Origin of the sequence: Devosia sp. (assembly GCF_034675085.1) — a bacterium.
GTDB lineage: Bacteria > Pseudomonadota > Alphaproteobacteria > Rhizobiales > Devosiaceae > Devosia.
The window spans coordinates 1-14,023 of the sequence record NZ_JAUCDN010000055.1; the positions used below are offsets into that span (position 1 = coordinate 1).

A 14,023-nucleotide genomic window follows, 5' to 3' on the forward strand; every position below is an offset into this window, starting at 1 on the left:
AGACCCTGCTCACCAAGATGGACAAGAAGGACCTGGCCATGGCGCTCAAGGGCGCTTCCGACACGGTCAAGGAAACCTTCTACAACAACATGTCGAGCCGCACCGCCAAGCTGCTCAAGGACGACATGGAGGTCATGGGGCCGGTGCGCCTCAAGGATGTGGATGAGGCCCAGGGCCGCATGGTCGCCACCGCCAAGGACCTGGCCGCCAAGGGCGAGATTCTCATCGTCAAGTCCAAGGCCGACGAGCAGATGGTGGCCTGATCCATGGCAAGTCCCGCCCGCTTCACCTTCGATCTGGATCTGGCCCGGTCCGAGCCGCCGCCAGCGGTCGCGCCCGAGCCCGTCGTGCCCAGCGTACCCGAGGATCTCGTCGCCCAGCTCGTGGCCCAGGCCCGGGAGCAGGCCTATGCCGAAGGCGTGACCGCCGGCGAGCGCAGCGCCGGCACCGTCGCCGCCCAGACCCTGGCCGCCGCGGCCGGAACGCTCGCTGCCCGAACCAGCGAGATGACGGCGGCGCTCGACGCCATGGCCGGCCAGGTGCAGCGCGACGCCATCGAGCTGGCCGCCAGCATCGGCCGCAAGCTGGCCCTGCATCTTCTGGCCCGCTACCCCACCACCGAACTCGACGCACTGATCGGGGAATGCATGCAATCGCTCAACGGCGTTCCGCATCTGGTCATACGCTGTCACCCCGACATTGCCGACGCCATCCGCGATCTGGCCACCGCCCATAGGCACACGTCCGGCTTTGCCGGAAGGCTGGTGGTGATGGGCGACCCCGATATCCGCCTGGGCGATGGCCGGCTCGAATGGGTCGACGGGGGGCTGGTGCGCGACATCGCCGCCACGTCCCGGGATATAGATCACATGATTTCAGCCTATCTGGCCGCGCGCAGCGGTCCGGCCAGCCAAGAGGAGAGCGGGTCATGAGCACCTCCCAACCCGATGACGACATCACCATGCAGGAAAGCATCTCCTTCGAGGAAATGCTGGCACCCGACAAACCCGAAATGCCGGAAGCCTATACCGAGCGCAGCGCCGCCGACCTCGAAGCGGTGTTCGACGTTCCCGTGCGCATTTCGGTGGTGCTGGGCCGCACCAAGATGCCGGTGAGCGAGCTTTTGCGGCTCGATACCGGCACCGTCATCGAGCTGGACCGGCAGGTGGGCGAGGCCGTGGAGATTTTCGTCAACGACCGCCTCGTCGCCCGTGGCGAAATCGTGCTGGTGGAAAGCAAGCTCGGCGTCACCATGACCGAAATCATCAAGCCGCAATAAGGGAGAAGAAGATGCGCCTGCTCATCATCGGAGCCCTGGAAGGCCAACTGAGCGAAGCCACCACCATGGCCATGAATGGCGGGGCCAAGGTCGCCCACGCCCCCTCGGTCGAGATCGCGCTGGCCGCATTGCGCGCCGGGCGCGGTGCCGACCTGCTGCTGGTCGACGTGGTAATGGACATCGCCGGGCTGATCGCCGGGCTCGAAGCCGAACGCATCGCCATTCCCGTGGTCGCCTGCGGGGTCGAAGCCAATGCGGCGGCCGCCGTCAACGCCATCCGCGCCGGCGCCAAGGAATATATCCCCCTGCCCCCCGATGCCGAGTTGATCGCCGCCGTCATCGCCGCCGTGGCCCGCGACAGCTCCGATTTCCTGTTCCGCGATCCCGCCATGGAGCGGGTGGTAAAGATGGCCGACCAGATCGCCGGCTCGGATGCTTCCATCCTCATCACCGGCGAAAGCGGCACCGGCAAGGAAGTCATCGCCAAATATGTCCATGCCCGCTCACGGCGCGCCAACAAGCCGTTCATTTCGGTCAATTGCGCCGCCATTCCCGAGGCGCTGCTGGAATCAGAGCTGTTCGGTCATGAAAAGGGCGCCTTCACCGGCGCCATCGCCCGCCGCATCGGCAAGTTCGAGGAAGCCTCGGGCGGCACGCTGCTGCTCGATGAAATCAGCGAGATGGATGTGCGTCTGCAGGCCAAGCTGCTGCGGGCCATCCAGGAGCGCGTCATCGATCGGGTGGGCGGCACCAAGCCGGTGCCGGTCGATATCCGCATCCTGGCCACCTCCAACCGCAATCTGGGCGAAGCGGTGCGCGAGGGCAGCTTCCGCGAGGATTTGCTGTTCCGCCTCAATGTGGTCAATCTGCGCCTGCCGGCCCTGCGCGACCGCCCCGGCGACATCACTGCCCTGTCCGAGCATTTCGTCGCCAAATACGCCAAGGCCAACGGCCTGCCGCCGCGCCAGCTGTCTCCCGAGGCGCGCGCGGCCCTGCTCAACGCGCCCTGGCCGGGCAATGTGCGCGAGCTGGAGAACACCCTTCATCGCGCCGTGCTGCTCTCCTCGGGCGACATCATCGGCCCCGACGCCATCGTGCTGCCAGACGGCATAGGTTTGACCGAAGTGGCCGCCAGCCACGCCCTTTCCAGCCAACTGGCCCAGACGGCCGAGACCATGTCGCGGGCGCTGGTGGGTCGTACCGTCGCCGATGTGGAGCGCGACCTCATCCTCGATACGCTCGATCATACATTGGGCAACCGCACCCACGCGGCCAATATCCTGGGCATTTCCATCCGCACGCTGCGCAACAAGCTCAATCAATATGCCGATGAGGGCGTGCATGTGCCCGAACCTGGCGAAAAGCGGGGCGCGGCATGATTTTCCGGCCACAGCGAACCGGGCTTAGGAACCGCTCATGACCGATATCCCGACCAGCACTCGCGCCGGTTTCAAGCTGCCGTCTGTGGCGTCGGTCTTCGACGTCCTGCGCTCGGGCGATATCGCGCTGGCCATGGGCGTGATGGGGCTGATCGTCATCCTGATCGTGCCCATGCCGCCGCTGCTGGTCGATCTGCTGCTAGCCATATCCATCGTCTTCTCGGTCATGATCCTGATGACCGCGCTGTTCATCCAGAAGCCGCTGGAATTCTCGTCCTTTCCCACGGTGCTGCTCATCGCCACGATGCTGCGGCTGGGCCTGAGTCTGGCCACCACACGCCTCATCCTTTCCGATGGCCATACTGGCACCGCCGCCGCCGGCCACGTCATCGAGGCCTTCGGCAATTTCGTCACGCGCGGCAATTTCATCATCGGAACGGTGATCTTCATCATCCTGGTGATCGTCAATTTCATCGTCATCACCAAGGGTTCGGGCCGTATCGCCGAAGTCGCCGCCCGCTTCAGCCTCGACGCCATGCCCGGCAAGCAGATGGCCATCGACGCCGATCTTTCCGCCGGCCTGATCGATGAGGACACCGCCAAGCGGCGCCGGGCGGAACTGGAAGGGGAAAGCGCCTTTTTCGGCAATATGGACGGCGCCAGCAAATTCGTGCGCGGCGACGCCATTGCCGGCCTCATCATCACCTTCGTCAACATCGCCGCCGGCATGCTGATCGGCATCATGCAGGAAGGGCTGAGCTTCCAGGAGGCGGGCAGCGTCTATACGCTTTTGACCATCGGCGATGGCCTGACCAGCCAGATTCCGGCGCTGATCGTGTCCACCGCCGCCGGTATCCTCGTGTCCAAGTCGGGTGTTACCGGCGCCGCCGACAAGGCCCTGTCCGACCAGTTCACCGGCTATCCGCGCGCCCTGGGCATGTCGGCTGCCGTCATGGCCGCGCTGGCGCTGCTGCCCGGCATGCCCATCATTCCCTTCATGGCGCTGGCCGGAGGCGTCGGCTATGCCGCCTTCCGCGCCACTGGCAAGAAGGCCGAGCGCAAGATGGAGGAGAAGGTTCAGGAAGCTGCCGCCGCCATGGCCGGCCCCGCCGCCAATGCGGCCCCCAGCGAGGCTCCGATCAGCGACAGCCTGCGCATCGACGAACTCAAGCTGGAGCTGGGCTACGGCCTTCTGAGCCTGGTCAAGGAAGATGAAAGCGGCTCCGACCGGCTGACCGAACAGATCAAGGCGCTGCGCCGTCAGCTCGCCATCGAGCTGGGCTTCGTCATGCCGCCGGTGCGCATCCTCGACAACATGCAGCTCGAGCCCAATGTCTACAAGGTCCGCATCAAGGAGGTCGAGGCCGGCGCCGGCGAGATCTACGCCAACCAGTTGATGGTCATGGACCCCTATGGCAACCAGATCGACCTGCCGGGCACACACACCACCGAGCCTACTTTCGGCCTGCCCGCCACCTGGATCGAGCCCGCCCTGCGCGACGAGGCCGAGCTTCGCGGGCTCTCCATCATCGATCCCTCGACGGTCATTTCCACCCATCTGACCGAAGTGCTCAAGGCTAATGTCGCCGACCTCCTGAGCTACGCCAATGTGCAATCGCTGCTCTCGGGCCTGCCCAAGGACCAGCAGAAGCTGGTGGAAGACATCGTGCCCGGCCTCATCACCGTTTCGGGTGTGCAGCGCGTGCTCCAGACCCTGCTGAACGAGCGCATTTCCATCCGCGACCTGTCCACCATCCTCGAAGGCATCGCCGAGATCGCCGGTCCCGGCCGTTCGGTGCAGATGATCGCCGAGCATGTGCGCAGCCGCCTCGCCCGCCAGATCTGCGCCGCCAATCTCGGGCCGGACGGCAATCTGCCGCTCCTCACCCTGTCCCCGCAATGGGAGCGCGACTTCGCCGAGGCCATGGTGGGCGATGGCGACACCCGCCACCTGGCCATGGCCCCAAGCCGGCTTCAGCAGTTCATCACCGCCGTGCAGCAGGCCTATGAGCGCGCCGCCCAGCAGGGCGAACTGCCGGTGCTCATCACCTCGCCGTCCATCCGCCCCCATGTCCGCTCCATCATCGAGCGCTTCCGGCCCCAGACCGTGGTGATGAGCCAGAACGAGGTCCATCCCCGCGTCCGCCTCAAGACCGTGGGCAGCGTCTGAGCATGGGCAAGGTTTATCTCGAAGGCTATCTCGAGGTGCCCCAAGGCCGCATCAAAGCCGTGAGCGCTGCTCTGCCCCTTCACATCGCGCTGACCCGGCGGGAGCCGGGCTGCCTGGCCTTCGAGGTGACCCGGAGCCCCGACGAGCCCACGCATTTCCTGGTTTCGGAAATTTTCGCCAGCGAGGAGGCTTTTGCCGCCCACCAGCAGCGAGCCGGCACTTCGGACTGGGCGCGGGTCACCGCCGGCATGGCGCGCCACTACACCATCCGCAAGGATTGATTTTCCTGTTAGTCTGGCACCCATGATCACCATCCTCACCGCGCCGCCCTTCTCCACCCTCTGCAACGCCGCCTTCGCGCTGCGCCGCGAAGTCTTCGTCTGGGAGCAGAAGGTGCCGGAGGAGGAAGAGCACGATGCCCATGATTTCACCGCCACTCATTTCGTCGCCGTGGCGGAGGGCGAGGTGGTCGGAACCTTGCGGCTGATCGACATGCCGGAACACGTCAAGATCGGTCGTGTCGCTGTGCGCCAGGCCTTTCGCGGCCGCGGCGTCGCCCGGCTGATGATGGATGCGGCCATGGACCATGCCCGCGCCCAGGGCCGCGACAAATTCTATCTCACCGCCCAGTCGGACAAGCTGGGCCTTTATGAAAAGCTGGGCTTTTCCGCCTTCGGGCCGGAATTTTTCGATGGCGGCATGCCCCATCGCGCCATGCGCAATTACGACCGCGCCTCCGCCATCCTCATCGATTAGCCCCGCTCCGGCTGCGACCATCTGTCAGGTCGGGTTCGGAACGACCGGGCCGCGGCTGCGTTAGCCTGAGCATAATGGGCCGCACGGTGCGCTACCGGCAAGTTTTGCACCGCACGGCCCGTTCACCGCAAAGATGAACCAACGGAGCTTACTATGATCCGCACCCTTCTGGCCACCACGGCCATTGCCGCCATGCTGACCACCGGGGCCATGGCCCAGGCGACCACCACGCCGGCGCCTGCCGCGCCCGTCACCACCGAAGCCAGCCCGGCTCCGATCGATACCGGCGCTGCCCAGAGCACGCAGGTACGTACTCCCTGGGATATCTCCAAGGGCTATGTGGCGGTCGATACCGACAATCTCGGCTCGCATCTGATCGGCTCGCCGGTCTATTCCAGCGCCGCCGATGATGCCGAGCATATCGGCAATGTCACCGATATCGTGTTCAGCGCCGATGGACAGATCACCGCCGTGGTGATTGGCGTCGGCGGCTTCCTCGGCATCGGGGAAAAGGCTGTGGCCGTGGATTTCCACTCGCTCGAATTCACCCTTGCCGCCGACAATACCGAGCGCTGGGTGCTGCCCACCACCGCCGAGGCACTGACCAATGCGCCCGACTTCGTCTGGGCAGAGGACGAGCCGGCGGCCCCGGCCGAGACCATGGCCCCCGCCGGCACCATGGCGCCTGCTGCGCCCGCCAGCTAAGCGCCAGCGCTTGAATTTCGGGGCCGGCCCACGGGCCGGCCTTCCGCCCTTCCGGAGGCCGCCATGCATGCTCGTCTCGCTCTTTTGCTTTTGCCCTTCATGCTGGGAGGGGCGGCCTGGGCGCAGGCGCCGGGCGTGTCCGAACTGGAGCAGAGCGGGCTCAAGCCGCCTACCGTCCTTTCCCAGGGCTATGCCGGCAGCAGCACCGATATGCTGGTCAGCAAGCTCTTGGGACAAAGCGTTTTTTTCACCCCCGACAGCGACGGCACCGCCATTGGCACCATAGCCGACATGGTGGTGACGCCCGGTCTCGGGGTCGCCGCCGTGGTGATCGATATCCGCAATTTTGCCGGGATGGAGGACAAGCGCGTGGCGGTGGATTTCGGCCAGCTCGAATGGGCCGCCACCCCCGATGGTTCCTATCGCTGGGTGCTGGCGGCGACCGCCGATACGCTGCGCGCCACCCCCGCTTTCGCCTGGGCCGGCGATGCGCCCAAAACACCGCAGGCTAATGGGAGCGCCAGCCAACCTGCCGAATTCTCTGACCCCACCAGCCTGGACACCGTTACCCCCGAAGAGCTGCACGGCATGGGGGTCTACGGCCTGGATGACCAGCTGATCGGCACCATCGGCGCCGTCCTTCCCTTCCCCGATGGCGGTGTGGACGCGGTGATCGTCGATGTCGGCGGCTTTCTCGGCCTCGGTGCCAAACCGGTGGCCGTGGGCTATGACGATCCGCAGTTTTCGACCGATATTTTCGGCAACCGCTATCTTTTTCTCAACACCACGCGCGAGCAGCTGGAAGCCCAGCCGCCCTACGATCCCGACACTTATGCCGGCGAGCGCGACCTGCAACGCATGGTGGTGACGCCTTAAACGCGCTCCATGGCGCGATGCGGCAGAGGCGGTTTCACCACTTTCACGCCGTCTCCCACCCGCACGACGCCGCCGGTGACCACCACCGACATGACGCCGGCCTTGCGGATAAGACCGCCGTCGGCATCCCTGTCGAGAACGGCTTCGAGCAGGCCCTTCTTGAAATTCTCGATCTGGGCGCAGGGATTCCTCAGGCCGGTCAGCCGCACCACGGCCTCCTGCCCCAGATGCAGTTCGGTATCGACGGGGAGCGCCAGCAGGTCGATCCCCTCCACCACGACATTCTCGCCCAGATCGCCTGGCGCGACGGCAAAGCCCTTGGCCTGCAACTCATCAAACAGTTCGTGGTGCAGCAGATGCACCTGGCGCAGATTGGGTTGGGTGGGATCGACCCTGACGCGCGAGCGATGCTTGACGGTCGAGCCGGCATGCGCATCGCCCTCCACGCCCAGCCCGGCGAGAAGACGGATTTCGGGAACCACGGGTTTGGAGAAGTGATGCCCAGGATCGCGCGATACCGAGACCACCCTGCCCATGCGACTAAGGCTCCCTGCCTTTATTGGCCGCGAAAGCGCAGCCGGCCGATTTCGTCATATTCGGCCTGTTCGAGCTTGAGCTGCTCGGCAGCTTCGCGCTGGTGCTCGCGCTGATCGAGCAATTCGATTTTCTTGAGGTCTTCGATGGCTTCGGCCAGCGCATCCTGGGCGCTTTCGAGCTTGCCGCGCATGTCGTTGGCCGAGGCCAGCAGATTGTCGCGCCGGCCCAGCGCCGCCTTGGCGAAGGTGGAATAGGCGAAATGGGCGACATCGGAAATGCCGGTCTTGGTGTGCTCGATTTCGATCTGCTGGTCGAGCTCGGACGCCATGCGCTCGAAATCGGCGATCATCATCTCGATCTGCGCGACCTGACGGCGCTTCTCGTCCACCTGGAACTTCTTGAGCCGGATGAGGCTCTCGTTGCGCGATTTCAAGACCAGTACTCCTTACACACCAAGTCAGTTTCGGGGCCGTCACCCCATTCCATCAGCCTGCCGCACCCGCCGTATCGACGATGGCTCTGAGCTGGTCATAGCCATCGGCAATGGCCGTCGTCTCCTCCCGGCTCTGGCTTAAAAAAGCCTCAAGCGCCGGGTAGATGGCGATGGCGCGGTCCACTTTCGGATCTGACCCTTTCCGGTAAGCCCCCAGCCGGATCAGTTCCTCCATGTCCGAATAGATGGACATGAGCTCCCGTGCCCTGGCCAGGACCGGCCGCACATCGGCCGGCACGCATCCTGGCATGGTGCGCGAGATGGACCGGAGCACATTGACGGCGGGATAACGGCCTCGCTCGGCAATGCCGCGCTCCATCACGATGTGCCCGTCGAGAATGCCGCGAACGGCGTCCGCAATGGGCTCATTGTGATCATCACCTTCCACCAAAACGGTAAAAAGTCCGGTAACGGAACCGGTCGTGGGTGTCCCCGGGCCCGCCCGCTCCAACAGGCGCGGCAATTCGGTGAATACCGTGGGCGGGTAGCCCTTGGCCGTGGGCGGCTCGCCGACGGCCAGCCCGATCTCGCGCTGCGCCATGGCGAAGCGGGTGAGGCTGTCCATCATGCACAGCACCCTCTTGCCCTGGTCGCGGAAATATTCCGAGAGCGCCAGGCTCATATAGGCGGCCTGGCGGCGCATCAGGGCCGCCTCGTCGCTGGTGGCCACCACCACAACGGCACGCGCCAACCCTTCCTCGCCCAGATATTCCTGAATGAATTCATGCACCTCGCGGCCACGCTCGCCGATCAGGCCGATCACCGAGACGTCGACATTGGTGTTGCGCGCCAGCATGGACATCAGCACTGACTTCCCCACGCCCGAGCCCGCGAAGATGCCCATGCGCTGGCCTTCGCACAGCGTGGTGAAGGTATTGAGGCACCGCACGCCCAGATCGAGCGGGTCGCCCACCCGTACCCGGTCATGGGCCAGAAGCGGGTTCTGCCGCAGAGGATAGGAGAGCGCTCCGCGCGGCAGCGGCCCCTTGCCGTCGATGGGCTCGCCATCGGCATTGATGACCCGGCCCAGCCAGCCATCGGAGGGCATCACCGCCCCGTCATGGCGCTGGAAGATCGCCTTGCAGCCCAGCCGCACGCCGGAAAGCTGGCCGAAGGGCAGGCAGAGCGCGTGCCCGTCCTTGAAGCCGATGATCTCGGCGGCGAGGCGCTCGCCATTGACGGTCTCGATCTGCACTCGCCCGCCGACGCGCAATTCGCGCACCGGGCCGACGATCTCAATGAGCAGGCCCTGGACCGACTTGACCCGGCCGAACACCTCGATGTCGTCAATGGCCTCGATGGCCGAGATCAGTGCCTTCATTGCCTTCCCGCCTGCTGCGCGCGGCCATGATTATGGTTTCCGCCGCCGCGCGAATCGTCGGCAGTTCCGAATCACACAGTAACCGATCGTTAAGCAAAAGGCGCTATCCGAGGGGTTGGACCGGTCCGTCCGCAGGCTTGTGCCGCACGCCCTCCAAACCTCCGAAAAGCTTCAATTGGTTGAGTCTAAAGAATCGCTTAGGCGTGCTACTTAAAGCTTTTCATTAAGAAAAATTGAGAAGATTAACCCTTAAATTTCAATGACTTAGACTAAATTGATCCTAACGTCATTTGCGTATTGCCGAACCGAATTAAACTTTGTTAACTATTTGGGCTTAGGGTTCAGTCATATCCAGTAGGGTTGGAGCGGGGCGGGCATATCGGTCGCCAGATCCCCGCGGGTTCCAGCAGGAACGAATGACAAGGGGAATATAATGCGGGTACTCCTTATTGAGGATGATAGCGCAACCGCGCAGAGCATCGAACTGATGCTCAAGTCCGAGAGCTTCAACGTCTACACCACCGATTTGGGGGAAGAAGGCGTCGATCTCGGCAAACTCTACGATTACGACATCATTCTTCTCGACCTGAACCTGCCCGACATGAGCGGCTACGAGGTGCTGCGCACCTTGCGCGTGGCCAAGGTTCAGACACCGATCCTTATTCTATCCGGTCTGGCCGGCATCGAGGATAAGGTGCGCGGGCTCGGCTTCGGCGCCGACGACTACATGACCAAGCCTTTCCACAAGGACGAACTCGTGGCCCGCATCCACGCCATCGTCCGGCGGTCCAAGGGCCATGCCCAGTCGGTCATCCAGACCGGCGACCTGACCGTCAATCTGGACACCAAGACCGTGGAAGTGCAGACCCAGCGGGTGCACCTCACCGGCAAGGAATACCAGATGCTCGAGCTGCTCTCGCTGCGCAAGGGCACCACGCTCACCAAGGAAATGTTCCTCAACCACCTTTACGGCGGCATGGACGAACCCGAGCTCAAGATCATCGACGTGTTCATCTGCAAGCTGCGCAAGAAGCTCAGCGTGGCCACGGGCGGCAAGAATTACATCGAGACCGTATGGGGCCGCGGCTATGTGCTGCGCGAGCCCGACGAGAGCGAGAACTACAACGAAGACGTCGCCTGAAAGCGGCGTTTTCAAAAGCAGTTTCAATGAATTATGCAGCGCTCCCATGGGGCGCTGCATTGCTTTTGTCCGATGGCCTGACCTTGCCGGGAAAGCGAACCGGTCAGCTGTTACCCAGCAGGCAAGTGGCACCCACCCGATCAGGGGCGCTGTTCGGATAAAGCGAGATAGTGGGCTTTTCGCCGTCGTCGTTGAAGCGCAACAGGGCTACGCCAAGAGTATCGGCAAGAGGTCCGGTCACCGTATAGCCATCGCCAGCACTGGTGAGCGTACCAGCCCCGGACCCACTGGCCATCAGATCATGATAGTTGTACTCGGCTCCAACGAGCTCCAGAATACCGAGCAACACGCCGCCCGTACCAGGACCGCTCGGCACGCCAGACTCGCACGCATAGACGCCATCCATGGCGGCGGCTGGCCCCGCAAAGAGAAACGCCAGCGCAATAAGTGTAACCTTACGAAACATCTAGGGCTTTCCTGCTTTTAACAGAAAAGCCCTAGCACTCCTGCAGTCGAAGAAAAAGCAGCAACTCACGCCGCGGCGGAATGCTGCTCGAACTTGGCTTCCAGGATCGCCCGGTCGAAGGGCTTCATCATATAGTCGCTGGCCCCGGCCTTGAGCGCCAGGGCAATGGCGCCGATGTCGTTCTCGATGGTGCAATAGACCACATGCGGCTTCTCGCCCCCCACATAGGCGCGCAGCAGCTTGAGGAATTCCAGACCGCTCATGATGGGCATGTTCCAGTCGAGCAGGATGGCGTCGGGCATTTCCTGCCGGCATTTTTCGAAGGCGTCCTGCCCGTCTTCGGCCTCTTCGACGATGTAATCCATATCTTCCAGTATGCGGCGCGCCACCTTGCGCACCACGCTGGAGTCATCGACGATCAGGCAGGATTTCATGCGCGGCCATCCGGGGATAACGCTGGAAACACCCCCGATTATGGACCGCACATCCTATGAATTGGTTAGCAGACTACTAGCATCTCACGCCGCATCAGATCGCATCTGGGGCGTTGCGGTGAGGAAGAAGCGGTCGTTTTCCAGCCCGATCTCGATCTGCATGTCGGTCATGCGCGCCAACAGGCCGGTATAGAAGGGCTGGATGCCCCGCGCATCGACAAACCCCTCTTCGGGCATGCCCGAGAGCAGGCCGGCCGAGCCGGAGGGAATGAGGGTCTTCTGGCGCTTTTCCGGATCGCTTTTCGAGGTGAACTCGAATTTCTCCTGCCCGGCCTCGCCGCTGATGCGGGCGGTGACCTCGCCGCCGCGCGGCACCGACATGGCGGCGATGAGCAGCATGTTCATGAACAGCTTGGCCTTGTGCTTGGGCAACAGGATCAGCGGCACCTGCCAGTCCAGATCCGCCTTTTCGATGTCGAACAGAATGCGGGCGACGCGCTCGCATTCGCGCGTGTCGATATCGGTGCCGGAGGTGGAGGAAGCGCCATAGGCCAGACGCGCGAATTCGAGCTTGGCCCGGCTCTGCCTGGCGGCGCTGGCGATCAGATCGCGCGCGCCCTCGGCCATTTCGGTCTGGCCGGGATCGCCCAGCACTTCCAGCCCGTTACCAATGGCCCCGATCGGGTTGATGAGGTCGTGACAGACCCGGCTGCACAGCATGGCCGCCAGATCGGTCGCCTTGAGCTCAATGATGTCGGCCATGCCGGCAAGTCTCCGCAAGAATCAGTCTGGCCCGATCCTAGAACGGCTTGGTTAACAATGGCGATGCTTTTGCGCCCGCCGCTATTTGACCGAAAGCGTCGCCGAAAGCGCCGGCCAATTGGCCTCCCCTTCCAGCGCGGCGGCGTCGGGCGCGAGCAGGAACGCCTCGCGCGATCCGGCGGAATAGAACAGATATAGGCGCTGCTTGAAAACGGCATAGAGCCGGGGGTCGCTGTCCGAAACATAGCCGCGCGCCACCCCCATGGCGCCATGGCCGCCGAACTGGGGCGCGTAGATTTCGGGCGCACGCGCAAAGATGTCGCGATTGGCGGCAGTAGCGAAATGCCAGGGCACGTTACGCCAGACATATTCGAAATCGCCCCGCCCCTGAAGCGGCTCGGGCTCGGTGAAATAGCTCACCGGGTCCCAGCCATAAATGGCGATGCCAGTGAGCGGATCGGTGACGAAGAGGGTGACGACCGACTGCGCCCGCGCCGCTGGAATTGCGGCGGAAACCCCGCCCAATAGCGGCAGAACAAAGGCGAGCATGGTTAAGATTTGTTTAGAGGTTTGCTTCATCATCGGACCCAATGATCGGCATGCCGGCAGCCTAAATCCGACCTCAAAACTACGGTTCAAGCCTTAACGACACCGTAACCCCCATCGGCCGCCATCCCGGGAGACCAAGATGTTCAAGCGTTTCGCCCTTTTCGCCGCCCTGCTGGCCGCCCTGCTGGCCCCGATTCCGGCCGCCATGGCCCAGGGCTCGCTCAGCGACACCTATTCGGGCGAGGACCTGGTGGACAGCGGCAAGCAGTTCTTCGGCTCGGCCAGCCAGGGGCTCGCCTCGGTTGTGGAGCGGGCGGTGAGCCAGTTCGGCCTGCCCAATGGCTATATCCTGGGCGAGGACGCCGGGGGCGCCCTGTTCGCCGGCGCCCGCTATGGCGAAGGCGTGCTCAACACCCGCAATGCCGGCCAGTTCAACGTCTATTGGCAGGGCCCCTCCATCGGCTTCGACATCGGCGGGGACGGCTCGAAGGTGATGATGCTGGTCTATAACCTCAACCAGGTTCCCGACGTGCTCGGACGCTTCGCCGGCGTCGACGGCTCGGCCTATGTGATCGGCGGCTTCGGCATGACCGTCATCAAGCGCGACCAGGTGGTGATCGTTCCCATCCGGTCCGGGGTCGGCGCGCGGCTGGGCATCAATGTGGGCTATCTCAAATTCACCAGCGAGCCCACCTGGAACCCGTTCTGAGACTAGTCGGTTTCCTCCGCACCCCGTCCCCGGCCTTGCGCCGGGATGACATCGGGGATGGTGAGGGGCATTGGCCCAGACGCCTCTTTACCTTGTGAACCCTAAACCGAACGCCGCCCGTGACGCGCAAGGGCAAAACCGCTAGGATCGGCGGGCGTGCCGGAGTTCGACCGATGCTCATCGAGAACATCATGTATTTTGCGCTGGGCCTTCTGGCGGCCAGCCTGGTCGGGCTGATCCTGTTGCAGGCCGTGTGGAAGCGCGCCGTGCGCCTGACCAAGCGCCGCATCGAGGCGGCCACGCCCATCACCATGGCCGAATTCCGCGCCGACAAGGACCAGTTGCGCGCCGAATTCGCCCGGGCCACCCGCCGGCTGGAGCTGACCATAGACGGGCTGCGCCGGCGCCTGGCCACCGAGGTGGGCGACACCAGTGAGCAACGCGCC

The 14,023-nt window shown here is 63.9% G+C and carries 18 protein-coding genes and 1 pseudogene; 12 read left to right on the forward strand and 7 right to left on the reverse strand.

All coding sequences use genetic code 11. The annotated features are described in order from the left end of the window. The 9 genes from VDP82_RS05530 to VDP82_RS05570 all read left to right on the forward strand — a co-directional run. Nucleotides 1–263: FliG C-terminal domain-containing protein (locus VDP82_RS05530; RefSeq protein WP_323013848.1), on the forward strand; the 263-nt coding region annotated here is incomplete at its 5' end. 3 nt (nt 264–266) lie between these two features. Next, nucleotides 267–932: a hypothetical protein gene (locus tag VDP82_RS05535; protein ID WP_323013849.1), complete on the forward strand. Its 666-nt coding sequence runs from the start codon at nt 267–269 to the stop codon at nt 930–932. Nucleotides 933–988: 56 nt separating this feature from the next. Further along, a complete protein-coding gene (gene fliN / locus VDP82_RS05540; RefSeq protein WP_323013864.1) occupies nt 989–1,279 on the forward strand; it encodes a flagellar motor switch protein FliN in 291 nt (96 codons plus the stop codon). An 11-nt stretch (nt 1,280–1,290) separates the two neighbouring features. Further along, entirely contained in the window at nt 1,291–2,658 is a 1,368-nt protein-coding gene (locus tag VDP82_RS05545; protein WP_323013850.1) for a sigma-54 dependent transcriptional regulator, read from the forward strand. Between the two features lie 37 nt (nt 2,659–2,695). Further along, nucleotides 2,696–4,828: a flagellar biosynthesis protein FlhA gene (gene flhA, locus VDP82_RS05550; RefSeq protein ID WP_323013851.1), complete on the forward strand. Its 2,133-nt coding sequence runs from the start codon at nt 2,696–2,698 to the stop codon at nt 4,826–4,828. A gap of 2 nt (nt 4,829–4,830) precedes the next feature. After that, nucleotides 4,831–5,109, forward strand: coding sequence for a putative quinol monooxygenase (locus VDP82_RS05555; protein ID WP_323013852.1), 279 nt, complete (start codon nt 4,831–4,833; stop codon nt 5,107–5,109). A gap of 22 nt (nt 5,110–5,131) precedes the next feature. Then, nucleotides 5,132–5,584, forward strand: a complete 453-nt coding sequence (locus VDP82_RS05560) for a GNAT family N-acetyltransferase (protein ID WP_323013853.1) — start codon at nt 5,132–5,134, stop codon at nt 5,582–5,584. Nucleotides 5,585–5,737: 153 nt separating this feature from the next. After that, the gene (locus VDP82_RS05565) at nt 5,738–6,289 is read left to right on the forward strand and encodes a PRC-barrel domain-containing protein (RefSeq protein WP_323013854.1); all 552 of its coding nucleotides are present in this window, start codon (nt 5,738–5,740) and stop codon (nt 6,287–6,289) included. A 63-nt stretch (nt 6,290–6,352) separates the two neighbouring features. Continuing rightward, the gene (locus tag VDP82_RS05570) at nt 6,353–7,165 is read left to right on the forward strand and encodes a PRC-barrel domain-containing protein (protein ID WP_323013855.1); all 813 of its coding nucleotides are present in this window, start codon (nt 6,353–6,355) and stop codon (nt 7,163–7,165) included. Here VDP82_RS05570 and VDP82_RS05575 read toward each other — a convergent pair. Genes VDP82_RS05575 through fliI form a run of 3 tightly spaced genes read right to left on the reverse strand, consistent with a single transcriptional unit; the run spans nt 7,162 to nt 9,516 of the window. Next, a complete protein-coding gene (locus tag VDP82_RS05575) occupies nt 7,162–7,701 on the reverse strand; it encodes an MOSC domain-containing protein (RefSeq protein WP_323013856.1) in 540 nt (179 codons plus the stop codon). The genes VDP82_RS05570 and VDP82_RS05575 overlap by 4 nt on opposite strands. Before the next feature lie 20 nt (nt 7,702–7,721). Beyond that, the gene (fliJ, locus tag VDP82_RS05580) at nt 7,722–8,135 is read right to left on the reverse strand and encodes a flagellar export protein FliJ (RefSeq protein ID WP_323013857.1); all 414 of its coding nucleotides are present in this window, start codon (nt 8,133–8,135) and stop codon (nt 7,722–7,724) included. Nucleotides 8,136–8,187: 52 nt separating this feature from the next. After that, nucleotides 8,188–9,516 (reverse strand): flagellar protein export ATPase FliI, encoded by a 1,329-nt coding sequence (gene fliI / locus VDP82_RS05585; RefSeq protein ID WP_323013858.1) that lies wholly within the window; start codon nt 9,514–9,516, stop codon nt 8,188–8,190. A gap of 433 nt (nt 9,517–9,949) precedes the next feature. On the opposite strand from fliI, the gene ctrA reads away from it, so the two are divergent. Further along, on the forward strand, nt 9,950–10,657 hold the full coding sequence (gene ctrA, locus VDP82_RS05590) for a response regulator transcription factor CtrA (protein ID WP_323013859.1): 708 nt from the start codon (nt 9,950–9,952) through the stop codon (nt 10,655–10,657). A 103-nt stretch (nt 10,658–10,760) separates the two neighbouring features. Here ctrA and VDP82_RS05595 read toward each other — a convergent pair whose 3' ends face one another. The 4 genes from VDP82_RS05595 to VDP82_RS05610 all read right to left on the reverse strand — a co-directional run bounded on the left by VDP82_RS05595 (nt 10,761) and on the right by VDP82_RS05610 (nt 12,868). Further along, entirely contained in the window at nt 10,761–11,123 is a 363-nt protein-coding gene (locus VDP82_RS05595) for a hypothetical protein (protein ID WP_323013860.1), read from the reverse strand. A 65-nt stretch (nt 11,124–11,188) separates the two neighbouring features. Next, nucleotides 11,189–11,557 carry a response regulator gene (locus VDP82_RS05600; protein ID WP_323013861.1) on the reverse strand — a complete coding sequence of 123 codons (369 nt, stop codon included), beginning with the start codon at nt 11,555–11,557 and terminating at the stop codon, nt 11,189–11,191. An 84-nt stretch (nt 11,558–11,641) separates the two neighbouring features. Next, the gene (gene chpT / locus VDP82_RS05605; RefSeq protein WP_323013862.1) at nt 11,642–12,319 is read right to left on the reverse strand and encodes a histidine phosphotransferase ChpT; all 678 of its coding nucleotides are present in this window, start codon (nt 12,317–12,319) and stop codon (nt 11,642–11,644) included. Between the two features lie 81 nt (nt 12,320–12,400). Further along, nucleotides 12,401–12,868, reverse strand: coding sequence for a YHS domain-containing (seleno)protein (locus VDP82_RS05610; protein ID WP_323013863.1), 468 nt, complete (start codon nt 12,866–12,868; stop codon nt 12,401–12,403). Nucleotides 12,869–13,007: 139 nt separating this feature from the next. Here VDP82_RS05610 and VDP82_RS05615 point away from each other — a divergent pair, with 139 nt between their 5' ends. Further along, nucleotides 13,008–13,577, forward strand: a complete 570-nt coding sequence (locus VDP82_RS05615; protein WP_416347080.1) for a DUF1134 domain-containing protein — start codon at nt 13,008–13,010, stop codon at nt 13,575–13,577. A gap of 173 nt (nt 13,578–13,750) precedes the next feature. Beyond that, nucleotides 13,751–14,023 (forward strand): annotated as a pseudogene (locus tag VDP82_RS05620) (hypothetical protein); the annotation flags it as partial.